The sequence below is a fragment of the Ancylobacter lacus genome, from assembly GCF_018390635.1.
GTDB classification, from domain to species: domain Bacteria; phylum Pseudomonadota; class Alphaproteobacteria; order Rhizobiales; family Xanthobacteraceae; genus Ancylobacter; species Ancylobacter lacus.
The window spans coordinates 45,474-57,627 of sequence record NZ_JAHBGE010000034.1 but is presented as its reverse complement, the minus strand read 5'-3'; the positions used below and the strand labels follow the sequence as shown (position 1 = coordinate 57,627).

The 12,154-nt window shown below is 74.3% G+C and carries 8 protein-coding genes; 4 read left to right on the top strand and 4 right to left on the bottom strand.

The genetic code is table 11. The features are described 5' to 3' along the window. Together KHC27_RS06580 and KHC27_RS06575 are read right to left on the bottom strand one after the other, a co-directional pair. Positions 1–808, bottom strand: an 808-nt coding sequence (locus tag KHC27_RS06580; RefSeq protein ID WP_213336562.1) for a DUF882 domain-containing protein, incomplete at its 3' end; no start/stop codon positions are given. A 563-nt stretch (positions 809–1,371) separates the two neighbouring features. Further along, entirely contained in the window at positions 1,372–3,378 is a 2,007-nt protein-coding gene (locus KHC27_RS06575; protein ID WP_246519703.1) for a L,D-transpeptidase family protein, read from the bottom strand. 342 nt (positions 3,379–3,720) lie between these two features. Here KHC27_RS06575 and purE point away from each other — a divergent pair, with 342 nt between their 5' ends. The 3 genes from purE to KHC27_RS06560 all read left to right on the top strand — a co-directional run bounded on the left by purE (position 3,721) and on the right by KHC27_RS06560 (position 6,501). Next, positions 3,721–4,221 carry a 5-(carboxyamino)imidazole ribonucleotide mutase gene (gene purE, locus KHC27_RS06570; protein ID WP_213336547.1) on the top strand — a complete coding sequence of 167 codons (501 nt, stop codon included), beginning with the start codon at positions 3,721–3,723 and terminating at the stop codon, positions 4,219–4,221. Next, positions 4,221–5,309 (top strand): 5-(carboxyamino)imidazole ribonucleotide synthase, encoded by a 1,089-nt coding sequence (locus KHC27_RS06565; RefSeq protein WP_213336545.1) that lies wholly within the window; start codon positions 4,221–4,223, stop codon positions 5,307–5,309. Before purE ends, KHC27_RS06565 begins: the two co-directional genes overlap by 1 nt. A gap of 112 nt (positions 5,310–5,421) precedes the next feature. Further along, positions 5,422–6,501 carry a protein-methionine-sulfoxide reductase heme-binding subunit MsrQ gene (locus KHC27_RS06560; protein ID WP_246519702.1) on the top strand — a complete coding sequence of 360 codons (1,080 nt, stop codon included), beginning with the start codon at positions 5,422–5,424 and terminating at the stop codon, positions 6,499–6,501. Here the strand turns inward: KHC27_RS06560 and miaA are convergent. Beyond that, positions 6,432–7,340, bottom strand: a complete 909-nt coding sequence (miaA, locus tag KHC27_RS06555; protein WP_213336542.1) for a tRNA (adenosine(37)-N6)-dimethylallyltransferase MiaA — start codon at positions 7,338–7,340, stop codon at positions 6,432–6,434. The two genes, KHC27_RS06560 and miaA, sit on opposite strands and share 70 nt — an antisense overlap. Positions 7,341–7,474: 134 nt before the next feature. Here miaA and serB point away from each other — a divergent pair, with 134 nt between their 5' ends. Continuing rightward, entirely contained in the window at positions 7,475–8,377 is a 903-nt protein-coding gene (gene serB, locus KHC27_RS06550; RefSeq protein ID WP_213336539.1) for a phosphoserine phosphatase SerB, read from the top strand. 24 nt (positions 8,378–8,401) lie between these two features. Here serB and KHC27_RS06545 read toward each other — a convergent pair whose 3' ends face one another. Then, positions 8,402–12,085, bottom strand: coding sequence for an AsmA family protein (locus tag KHC27_RS06545; RefSeq protein ID WP_213336536.1), 3,684 nt, complete (start codon positions 12,083–12,085; stop codon positions 8,402–8,404). Positions 12,086–12,154 lie beyond the last annotated feature (69 nt).

The following is a 12,154-nucleotide window of genomic DNA, read 5'->3' as shown; positions in this document are numbered from 1 at the left end:
CCGGCCCGGCCGGGGCGGTCGCCGCCGCCTCGTCCGCGGCGGGCGCGGCCTGCGCCACCGCGACCGGCGCGGCGCGGGCGGGGGCCGGCGCGGCCGGGGCGCCCTCCTCCTCGTCCTCGTCCTTCCCGCCGAACAGCGCGGCGAAGATGTTCTTCTTCGTGCCCTTCGAGCCAAGGCCGGCAAAGGCGGCGCCGGCCCCACCGGGCTCGCTGCCCCGCGCCTCGATCTCGGCCAGCGCCAGCGCGTAGCCCGGCATCGGCTTGCCGTCGGCGGGGATGTGCACGGTCTTGCCGGTGGGGAACACCCGCGCAAGCTGGTCACGGGTCATGCGCGGCCAGTGCCGCACGCCGCCGGTGTCGAGATGGACGAAGGGCGAGCCCGAGGTGGGGTAGAAGCCGACGCCGCCGCGCTGCAGCCGGAGGCCGGCCTCGCGGATCTTCGCCAGCGGCACGCCGGGGATGTAGAAATCCATCGCCTTGCCGCGCATGTGCTGGCTGGTCTGGGCGACGCCGCGCGAGCGGGCGCGGAGCATGGCGTTGGTCTCCGGCGAGCGATAGCCGCCGATCACCTGGATCGGCCCGGACGCGTCGACCTCGCGGTAGACCTCCCAGATGATGTCGAACAGCGCCGGGTCCATCCGGGTGGATTCCTTCCGGCGCCAGTCCTGCAGCAGCACGTTGAGCTGCTGCAGCGCGGCGGGATCGTAGCGGCCGTTGCGCTTGAAGGTGATGGTGGCGCTTTCGCCGGAATGCACATGGTGGAGGCTGATCGTCCGCGTGTCGCCATTGGCGACGGCGTCCTGCAGCATGCTGGTGCTGCCGACCGAGCCGGTCACCGCGAGGGCGAAGGCCGCCAGCCGACGATGCCTGAGGAGCGTCCTGATGATGCGCACAACCTTCAACCCGCGACCAATCGTTTCCTTGAGGCGGCACGGCCCGGCCGGGTCGTGACGGACATGGTCAACTTAGTCTTGCCGGGTTTGGTTAAGGCAGCGTTAGCGAGCCAAACCCCCATCCCTGAAGGATTGGCTAAAGGTCGAGTGTGGCGGAATAGTGCCTCACGATAAAAAACGCGTCATCCACATGTTCAGCGCGATATCTTGGAATTGCCGTGGTTTTTACGCAACGAACCTGCAGCAACGATCCACGGTGAAGGCGGCCGCCTGCGATGAGGCGCGCGTGAATACCACCACGCACCGCGACAGCCGGCCGCGACCGTTGCGGCAGCCCGAAAATACCGCGCCCGCCGGCAGGGCGCAGGGCGGGCGGGAACGACGTCAGCGGGATGGGGCAGACGGGCGCGGCGCCCGGTCCATGGCATCCTCCCGGACACACGGACCACACCGTCACGCCCGCAGGAGAGGCCCGTGGCTCAGGGGCGCACCGTCTTGCTGCCGCGGTCGGCAACCTGGCGGGCACCTTCCAGCCCCAGCATGCTCTGGGTCTGGGCGTCGATGCCGTAGATGTCCTCGCGCGTGACCAGAGCGCCGGCCTCGTTCACCCAGGCGTTGAAATAGGCGAGGTGCACCGGGAAGCGCTGCTTGAGGTTCACATAGCGCTCGCTGCCGCCGAGCAGCTTGGAAATGCGGGCCTCGTTCCAGGTGTCGGCCGGCATGCCGAGCTCGAAAATGACCTCGGCGAATTTGAGCGGCTCGAACACCCGCACGCAGCCATGGCTGAAGGCGCGCCGGTCCTGCGCGAACAGCGCCCGGCTGGGCGTGTCGTGCAGATAGACCGAGTGCTTGTTGGGGAACATGAACTTGATCTTGCCGAGCGCGTTTCGCTCGCCCGGCGGCTGGCGGAACGAATAGCCCTGGGTGCCGCGGCTCCAGTCGACGGCGCCGGGATCGACCACCTTGCCGTTGCGCACCACGTCGATGCCCTGGCGGGCGAGGAAATAGGGATCGCCGGCCAGCCGGGGCAGATATTCCTTCCGCGCAATGCCGGGCGGCACGTTCCACGAGGGGTTGACGACGAGATACTCCATGTCGTGCGACAGCAGCGGCGTCGGGTTCTCCGGCTTGCCCACCACCACCCGGGTCTGATGCACCACATTCCCGTCCTTGTAGATGCGGACGAGGAATTCCGGGATGTTCACGAACACGTAGTTCGGCGCGACGTCGTGGGGCAGCCAGCGCCAGCGCTCCATGTTGGAGATGATGAGGTTGATGCGCTGCTCGCCGGTGCCGTTCAGCGCCGCGATGAGGCCCTTGCCGACGATGCCGTTCGGGGTCTGGCCGAGCTTTTCCTGCATGGCCTTCACCGCGTCGACCAGCTCCGCGCCGTAGACGAGGTCCGCCGGGTCGCCCTTCACGCCCAGCCGTGCCCGCAGCAGCGGCACCCGGGCATCCCTCATGTTGGGCCGCAGCACCGGGCCCGAGGGCACCTGCAGCGTGGGCGGGCCGTCCTGCTGGCCGCGCAGCTCCGCGAGCTTGGCCTTGAGCGCGGCATAGCCGGGATACTGCGGCGCGTGGGCGGCGAGCGCGGCGCGGGCGTCCGGCCCGGCGGCGACGGCCGCCAGCACCGCCGCCGGGTCCGGCGGGGTCAGCAAAGGATCGACATCGTCGGAGATGCGGCCGGGCCGGAAGCGTCCGGTCTGCAGGTGGCGGGCATAGAGCAGGGTCGCCGCGGCGATGCGCAGCTCGGCATCGGCGAGCGCCGCGGGCGCCGCCCCCGCCGCCGGCGTGGCGACGGCATAGTCCGAGGGGGTGAGACCATCCTGCGCGGCCGTGGCGAGCTGGGCCATCACGGCCGTGCCCACCGGCGAGAGCGCCCCGCCCGCGGTGAAGACGGGCCGGTCGGCGCGGCCGGCGTAGAAGGCGATCACCGCCTCCTGCTCGGCCTTCACCGGGAGGTAGCGCGAGAGATCGGGGCCGCTCAGAAGCGCGGCGAGGCTCTGGGCCACCGGGTCTTCCGCCGGCTGCACGGCGACCGCCGGGGCGGGCTCCCCGGCGGGGGAAGGCGCGGCCGAGGGAGCGGGCGCGGCGAGAGCCGGGGCCGGGGTGGTGGCCTGCGAGGCGGGCGTCGCCGGCTCGTCGTGGCCGGCACCAGGGCCGGGGTCCTGGGTCAGCGGCGCTTCCAGCACGTCGTCCGGCCTGGCCGGGGTTGCGTGGGTCGCGACCGGCGCCATCCCGCCATCGTCGGGGCCGAGGCCGTCGCCGGTGCCCATGCCGGCCTGGGTCCGCGGGGTATCGGCGGGAATCGTGCTCACCGCCAGCTCGGTCGGCGCCGCCGCGGCGAGGGTGGGAAGCGCGGCCATGCCCGGCAGCAGCAGCGCCAGCCCGAGGCCCCGCGCCGCGCCGGCCATCAGCGCCGCGCGCAGTGTCGCCTGCAGGGCGCCGCGATGATCGCCGTTCCGCTCGTGAAGCCGCTTGGTCATGGCCGTCTCGTTCCCGTTGCGCACGCCTGGAAAGCCGCCCACGAATCCGCGCTCCATCCTGCGGGGCGGAAGGGGTCGACATCAATTCAAGAAGAGACGACCCGCGCCGGTTCCTTCCGCACGCGGCACCGATGCCACAGGCCGGCGGGCCTGCGGCGCGACGACCGCAAGAGGGGAAGAACCGAAGCAGCGACTCTGGCCTACAGTGTCCCCGGCGACGAATTAATGTCTGATTAACGAAACAAAAGCCGGCTGGGGACACCGTGGACGGACCTTCCGGCCTTGCCGCGGAGGCGGCGATTCCTATAATCCGCGCCTCTTTTTCCAAGCGAAGGACGCGAGATGAACGCCTCGACGACCGCCGGTGAGCGGCCGGTGGCCATCATAATGGGCAGCCAGTCGGACTGGGAGACGATGCGCAACGCCGCCGAGACGCTCGACGCGCTGAACATCGGCTACACCGCCCGGATCGTGTCCGCGCATCGCACCCCGGACCGGATGTACGACTTCGCGCGCGGCGCCCGTGCCGCCGGCCACCGGGTGATCATCGCCGGGGCGGGCGGCGCCGCTCACCTTCCGGGCATGGTGGCCGCGCTCACCTCGCTTCCCGTCTTTGGCGTGCCGGTGGAGAGCAAGGCGCTGTCGGGCCTCGACAGCCTGTATTCCATCGTCCAGATGCCGGCCGGCATTCCCGTGGGCACGCTCGCCATCGGCAAGCCCGGCGCGGTGAACGCCGCCCTGCTCGCCGCCGCCGTGCTCGCCACCACCGATGACGCGCTGGCGGCGCGGCTCGACGCCTGGCGCGCGGCCCGCACTGCCGCGGTGACGGAGTTCCCGGTCTGATGTCCCACGCCGCCATGCTGCACCCCGGCGCCACCATCGGCATTCTCGGCGGCGGCCAGCTCGCCCGGATGATCGCGCTCGCCGCCGCGCCGCTCGGCCTCAAGGCCCACATCTTCGCGCCGGAGCGGGAGAGTCCCGCCTTCGACGTCGCCAGCGCCCACACCTGCGCCGCCTATGACGACGCGGCCGCGCTGGACCGCTTCGCCGCCGCCGTCGACGTGGTGACCTACGAGTTCGAGAACGTGCCCGTCGCCACCGCCGAGCACCTCGCGGAGAAGGTGCCGGTGCACCCCGGCACCCGCGCGCTCGGCATCACCCAGGAGCGGCTGGTCGAGAAGAGCTTCGTCGCCGGGCTCGGCATTGCCACCGCCCCCTTCGCCCGCGTCGACACGCTGGAGGAGCTGGAGGCCGCGCTCGCCACGATCGGCACTCCGGCGGTGCTGAAGACCCGCCGCTTCGGCTATGACGGCAAGGGCCAGACCCTCATCCGCCCCGGCGACGATGCCGCCGCCGCCTTCGCCGCCATCGGCCGTCACCCCGCCATCCTCGAAGGCTTCGTGCCGTTCCTGCGCGAGGTGTCGGTGGTCGCGGCCCGCCGCGCCGACGGTGCCTTCGCCGCCTATGAGGTGACGGAGAACGAGCACCGCCACCACATCCTCTACCGCTCCACCGTGCCGGCCGACGTGACCCCGGCGGGCGAGTCGGCGGCGCAGGACATCGCCCGCCGCATCGGCGACGCGCTGGGCTATGTCGGGGTGTTCGCGGTGGAGCTGTTCGTGGTCGGCGAGGGCGAGGACCAGCGCATCGTCGTCAACGAGATCGCCCCGCGGGTCCACAATTCCGGCCACTGGACGCTGGACGGCGCCGAGACCAGCCAGTTCGAGCAGCATGTCCGCGCCATCGCCGGCTGGCCGCTCGGGCTCACCGCGCGGCGCGGACGGGTGGAGATGACCAACCTCATCGGCGACGAAGCCGGCGCGTGGCACCGCCTTCTCGAGCAGCCCGGGGCGCATCTGCATCTCTACGGCAAGGCCGAAGCCCGGCCCGGCCGCAAGATGGGCCACTGGACCCGCATCCTGCCGGAATGACCGGCCGCGGCGCCCGGCGCACCGGGCGTTCACGGGAAGTTGCGCGCGGGCGGCGTGACGCCGGCGCGGGCGGGAACGAAGAAGGCTCGTCTGTCCTCCCACCCGACCCGCGATGGCCATGACCTTCCTGCGCGAACGCTCCGGGCGCCTGAGCCCGGAAAAGATCCTCGCCCTCCTCCTCGCCCTGCTGCCGCTCGGCTGGCTGCTGTGGCGCGCGCTCTCCGGCGATTTCGCCGGGGTCCGCTTCGGCGGCGGGCTCGCCGCGCCGGACGGCGCGGGGCTCGGGGGTGCGGGGCTAGGTGGCGCCGGCCTCGGTGGCGCCAGCCTTGGCGGCGCCGGCCTTGGCGGCGCGGCGGCGCTCGGTGCCCGCCCCCTCACCGAGGTGATCCGCTTCATCGGCGACTGGACGGTGCGGCTGCTGCTGGTGACGCTCGCCGTCACCCCGGCCCGGCGGCTGTTCAACGCGCCGAAGCTGCTGCTCGCCCGCCGCACCCTGGGCCTGGCGGCGCTCGGCTATCTCCTGCTGCATGTCGGGCTGTACGTCGCCGACGTGGGCGGCGACCTCGGCCTCGTGGCGCGGGAGATCGTGCTGCGGGTCTATCTCACCATCGGCTTCGTCGCGCTCCTCGCCTTCCTCGCGCTCGGCGCAACCTCGACCGACGCCGCCCTGCGCCGGCTCGGGGCCGAGCGGTGGAACCGGCTGCACGCGCTGGCCTACCCCGCCACCGCGCTCGGCATCCTGCACTTCTTCATGCAGCAGAAGCTGGACGTGACCCAGCCGACCCTGATGGCCGGCCTGTTCGTGTGGCTGATGGGCTGGCGCTGGCTGCAGCGCCGCGCGCTCGGCACCAGTACCCTCGCGCTGCTCGGCCTCGCCGCCGCCTCGGGCCTCGCCACCGCCGCGATCGAGGCGGGATGGTATGGCCCTCGCCACCGGCATCGACCCCGCCCGGGTGCTGGCCGCGAACCTCGCCTTCGACTATTCCATCCGCCCGGCGTGGTGGGTGTTCGGCGCCGGCCTTGCCGTCACCGCCGCCAGCGCTCTCGTGCTGCGGTTCCGGCCGTTGCCGGCGCGGCGGCCCGCCCGGGCCTGACCGCGCAGCGGGTGCTCGAAGGATCGCCTCAGCCGAACGCCGCGCGCAGCAGGCCCGCCGCTTCCGCCGGCGTGGCCACCTGCCAGCCGGCGAGCTGATGGCGGAACCAGGTTTCCTGCCGCTTGGCGTAATGCCGGGTGTCGAGGATGCCGCCCTCGGCGGCGGCCTCCAGCGTGATCTCCCCGGCGAGATGCCGCGCCAGCCACGGCACGCCATGCGCCTTCAGCACCGGCCGGTCGGCGGCAAGCCCACGCGCGAGAAGGCGGCGCGCCTCCTCCAGCGCGCCCTGCGCCAGCATGGCGTGGAAGCGGGTGGCGATGCGGGCGCGCAGCGCCTCCCGGTCGGTGGCGAGGAACAGCCGGACCGCCTCCACCCCCGCCAGCACCGGCGGTGCCGGCGGCTGCTCCTGCCAGCGCGCCAGCGGCCGCCCGGTGGCCTCGAACACCTCCAGCGCCCGCAGGATGCGCTGGGTGTCGGAAGGGCGCAGCCGGCCGGCGGTCTCCGGGTCCAGGGCGGCGAGGCGGGCGTGCAGCTCCGGCGCGGTCTCCGCGCTGGCGCGCACGCGCTCGCGGATGTCCGCCGGGATGGCCGGGATCGGCGAGAGCCCTTCGGTGAGGGCGCGGAAATACAGCCCGGTGCCGCCGATCACGATGGGCAGCCGCCCCTCGCGGCCGCAGGCGGCGATCACCTGCCCCGCTTCCTCCGCCCAGCGGGCGGCCGAATAATCCTGCGCCCCGTCGACATGGCCATAGAGCCGGTGCGGGGCGCGCGCCTCCTCCTCCGGGGTGGGGCGAGCGGTGAGAACGCGCAGGTCGGCATAGACCTGCATCGAGTCGGCATTGATCACCACGCCGTCGGCGCGAGCCGCCAGATCGAGCGCTAGCGCCGACTTGCCGCTCGCCGTCGGCCCTGCAATAAGCACCACGCGCGGGGCCACGCACCGCCTCCTCTGCCGGGCGCCGGCGCCGCGCGCCCGATCGCCTCTCCTCCCCTTCTTGCCCGCCCGCGCCGGCGCGGCAAGCCCCCGCGGGATGCGGCCGCCCGGCCGCGCCCAGGCCAGGCCGGAACCCGATGTCGAACACGCCCTCCCCCGCCTCCCATGTCGCCGTGCTCATCTGCGATCCCGCGCGCCCGGCGCTGGACCACGCGGCGCTGGACGCCGCCCGCAGCGCCCTGCCGGCGCCGGGCGCGACGCGCTGGCTGGCGGAGGGTATCGCCGCCGAGATCGACTGCGCCGCCGGCGCCGACGTCAGCGCGCTGCGCGCCGCGCTCGGCGGAGCGGCGGTGGATGTGGCGGTGCTGCCGGCGCAGGGCCGGCGCAAGCGGCTGTTCCTCGCCGACATGGATTCCACCATGATCGGGCAGGAATGCATCGACGAGCTCGCCGATTTCGCCGGGATGAAGCCGCGCGTCGCCGAGATAACCGAGCGCGCCATGCGCGGGGAAATCGCGTTCGAGCCGGCGCTGCGCGAGCGGGTGGCGCTGCTTCGCGGGCTGCCGCTCTCCGTGGTCGACGCGGTGATGGCGGAGCGCATCCGCCTCACCCCCGGCGGCACCGCGCTGGTGCGCACGCTGCGCGCGAGCGGCGCGGTGACGATGCTGGTGTCCGGCGGCTTCACCGTCTTCACCAGCCGGGTGGCGGCGATGATCGGCTTCCACGACCAGCGCGCCAACCGGCTCGACATCGAGGACGGGCGCTTCGCCGGCACCGTCGCCGAGCCGATCCTCGGCCGGGAGGCGAAGCTCGCCACGCTGGAGGAACTGCGCGCCCTCCATGGCCTGCCGCATGAAGCGACGCTGGCGGTCGGCGACGGCGCCAACGACCTCGCCATGATCGGCGCCGCCGGGCTCGGCGTCGCCTACCACGCCAAGCCGCAGGTCGCGGCGGCGGCGCAGGTGCGGATCGACCACGGCGACCTCACCGCCCTGCTCTACCTGCAGGGCTTCCGCCGCGACGACTTCGTCGAGAACTGACAGCTCCCGCGCCGCCGCCCGATGTCAGGGCGCGGCGGGCTGGGTCAGCGCGTCGGGCTGCATCAGGAAGGGCGGGACATAGGGAGTCTCGCTCGCGCCGGACGGCGCCGCCGGGGTCGTCGTTGCGGGCGGGGCGAGCTGCGGCACTGGCTGGGTGCGCAGCGGCGCCGGCTGCAGGATCAGCGGCGAGGTGGTCTCGGTGGAGCTTCCCGCGCCGATCCGCGGCGTCTCGGTGCGGGCCGGCGAGGCTGGCGCGGGGGTCGCCGGCTGCGCGGGCGCGGGCTGCGGAGACGCCGCCGGTGCGGCCTGCTGGGGAACGACGACCGGCGATGCCGCCTGCGGCGAAGGATCGGCCGGCGCGGCCGGGCGAGGGGCGCGGCCATATTGCTGTTCCAGCCGCTTGGTCTCCCGCTCCAGCGTGCGCATGTTGATCGCGGCGTTGAGGGCGGTGATATCCAGCCGGCGCTCCGGGCTGGCGAGCGGCCCCCGCCAGCTCACCACCGCACCGGGCGGGGCGGTCGCGGCGGGATCGGTGGCGTCGTCGAGATCGACGGTGGCGTCGAAGGCGAGGCGCGGCAGGTCGAGACTACCGTCCAGCGCGACACGCTGGCCGCCCTCGGCATAGCGCGCGGTGCCGGTGCGGACCACGCCGTTCAGCACGCTCAGCGACACGTCGAGCCGGGGGATGCGCAGCGGCCCGCGCGCGAGGCCCTGCTCCAGCATCTCGGCGATGCGGGCGCTCTCCTGCGGCGGCAGGCGGTCGGTCGCCAGCATGGTCTGGCGCAGCGCGGCGGGGTCGAGCCGGCCGATCTCCAATCCCTCCACCGCGAGGCTGCCCTGCCCCGCCAGCGTCTGCACCAGCGCGGCGACCGAGCGGCCGCGGCCGGCGAGGTCCAGCCCCAGCGCGATGCGGCCGCGCAGCGCCGGTGCGGCGACATAGGGCGCGAGAAGCTGCGGCAGGTCGGCACCGGTGAGGGTAAGGTGCCCTTCCATCTCGGCGACATCGCCGCGGCGGCGCAGCTTGCCGCTGGCGTTCAGCCGGCCGCCGGCAAGGCCGCCGGCGATCTCCTCGATCACGGCCTGCCCGTCGGCCATGCGGGCGCGCAGCCGGGCGTCGGTCAGCGATGTGCCGTTCGGCAGGTCGAGCCGGCCGAGGGTGAGCGCCGCGCTGCCGGCGATGCCGGCCAGCGGCGCCGGGGCGAAGCGCGCATCGGTCCAGGCGACGCCGGGGCCCGGCAGCACCCGCCCCGCCACCAGCGCCAGGGCCCGGCCGAGGCTCCAGCGGTCGAGCCGCAGCTCCAGCGAGACCGGGTCCGGGCGATCGGCGCCGTAGAGGGCGCTGCCCTCGATCCGCTGGCCCGCGAGGGTGCCGGCGAGGCCCGCGAGCCGCCAGGCGCCGTTCGCCTCCGGCGGCCGGGTGAGCGTGCCGGTGAGGGCGAGCGGCACCGCCGTGCCGGGATCGGCCGCGTCCGCCACCAGCGGCAGCAGCCGGGCGAGGTCGTCCGCCTGCGCCTCGATCTGCAGGTTCGGCCGCGGCCCGCCCTCGGCGTCGAGACCGGGGTCGCCGCGCGCCGCGACATGGGCGCCGCCCAGCATGAGCTCGGCGTCGAGATCGGGGGTGAGGCGCAGCAGCAGCCGGGCCGGGCCGAGTCCGGCGCGCAGGCCGGGAACGCCGAGCCGGGTCAGCACCGCCGCGCCGTCCGCCATGTCCAGCGTCGCCGAACCCGTGGCGGCACCGGCGCCGAACGCCATCTGCGCCTGACCCGACAGCGGGCCGGCGCTGCCCTCCAGCGTCAGGCTGGAGCGGTCGTCGGCGCCCTCGAGCTTCAGCCGCACATCGAGCGGCTGAAGCAGCGGGGCGAGCCGGACCATGGCGGTGTCGGCGGCGTCGGGGCGCAGCAGCCGGGCCAGCGCCGCCAGCCCCTCGCCGGCCGCGCCGGTGAGCCGCGCCTCGAAGCTGCCGTCGCGCAGCGTCTCCGCCCCCGCCAGCCGCCCGGCGCCCTCCACATCGAGCCCGCCGAAACCCTTCAGCGCCAGCCGCTCCACCGCCACGCCGGGCTTGGCCGGGCCGGTGGCGAGCTTCACTTCCACCTGCTGCACCGGCAGACCGGAAAGCCGGGCATTGCCGGCCGAGAAGGCCAGGGCGACATCGAAGGTCTGCCCGCCCATGGCGAGCAGCCGCCGCGCCGGGGCGACCAGCGGATCAAGCTCGGCGCCGTTGGCGGCGAGGCGGGCCTCGATGCGCGTCGGCGCGCCCTCCGGGCTCGCCACGCTCAGCCCGCCGGACAGGGCGAGCCCCGCCGCGCCCGCCGCGACGGGGGGCAGGACCAGCCGGGCCTCGTCGAGCGAGACGAGGCCGGGCGTGGCGGCGACGGTGCCGCGCAGGCTCGCCGCGCCGGGCGGCAGGCTGGCCACCAGCCCGACCGCCCCCGGCAGCGCCCAGCTCGCGAAGGCCGGCACGTCCTCGGTGTCGAAGGCGAGCGTGCCGGCGAAACCGGCGGGCGCCGCGGCCGCAGCCGCGGCTGCGGCAGCCGGACTCATCTCGCCGGAGAGCCGCAGCGACGAACGGCCGGGCAGCTTGGCCTGCAGCGCCTTCACCTGCCAGAGCGGGCCATCCCAGCCGAGCTCGGCGCGCAGCTCGCGCATCTGCGCGCCGCCGACCAGCACGGTGTCGCTGGCGAGCCCGATGCTGCCCGAAGGGGCGACGCCCGCCAGCGGCGCCAGCGCGCCGCCGATCTCCATCATCACCGCCAGAGGCGCCCCGCCGGCGGTGGCGGCGTTGAGGTCGATCTGCCGGGCGGATAAGGCGAGGTCCAGCCGGGAACGCCCGCCGGCATAGGCGAGCCGGCCGGAACCGGTGAGCTCGACCGGGCGCTCGGCATTGCCGAGGCTGAGCGCCAGCTCGCCCGCCTCCACCAGCGTCCGGCGCGCCCGCACCGTACCGGTGAGATTCCAGCCCGCCCGGGCGAGCGGCGAGGCGGCGGTGGCGTCGGCCCGCATGGCGAGGCTGGCGCGGCCGTCGAAGCCCGGCGTGCCGCCGGCGAGCGAGAAGGTGCCCTCCGCCGTGAAGGCGCGGGGCGAGGACAGCCCCTGCAGCGAAAGCCGCCCGCGCGAGACCCCGCCGGAAAAACTGCCGAGCGAGAGCCGCACCCCCTCGCGCACCCCGCCCTGCGCGACCTCGCCCTCCAGCCGGAACGGGCCCTGCGGTCCGCCGACCTCGCCGCGCAGGTCGACATCGTCGAGGTGGAACAGAACGCCGCTCGGGTCCACCAGCTCGACCGTGCCGTCCTCCACCTCCAGCGCGGCGATGGAGAAGCCGCCGGGCCGGACGGCGCCGCGCGGGGCCTGAACCGTGCCGTCGGCCCCCAGCACCAGCCGGGCGCGCGGCTCGACGAGGCGGATGTCCTCGATGGCGATCTCGCCGCGGATGAGCGCGCCCAGCGACAGGCTGCCGCGAAGCTCGCCCACGATCATGCCGGTGCCCGCGGGGTCGCGGCCCACCACGACGTTGCGCAGCAGCACGCGCGGCACGGGAAGGATTTCGGCCTCGATCGACCCGCGCAGCGCCACCGGCGCGCCGATGGCGCGGCCGATTTGCTGCTCGAAATGGCCGCGCCACTGCCCCCAGTCGACATAGGCCGGCGCCGCGAACGCCGCGACGATCGCCAGGATGACGGCGGTGGCAAGGGTGAGCAGGAAGGTCTGCACGCATCCTCTCCGGCAGGCGGCCCCGCGCAACCGAGCGCGGGAAGCTCACGCCGAATGCGGCATCCGGGC

Bases quoted from the DNA above. Each gene is read 5' to 3' on its own strand.
- serB (WP_213336539.1), top strand. From the start codon at position 7,475: ATGTCGAACACGCCCTCCCCCGCCTCCCATGTCGCCGTGCTCATCTGC.
- purE (WP_213336547.1), top strand. From the start codon at position 3,721: ATGAACGCCTCGACGACCGCCGGTGAGCGGCCGGTGGCCATCATAATG.
- KHC27_RS06560 (WP_246519702.1), top strand. From the start codon at position 5,422: ATGGCCATGACCTTCCTGCGCGAACGCTCCGGGCGCCTGAGCCCGGAA.
- KHC27_RS06575 (WP_246519703.1), bottom strand. From the start codon at position 3,378: ATGACCAAGCGGCTTCACGAGCGGAACGGCGATCATCGCGGCGCCCTG.
- KHC27_RS06565 (WP_213336545.1), top strand. From the start codon at position 4,221: ATGTCCCACGCCGCCATGCTGCACCCCGGCGCCACCATCGGCATTCTC.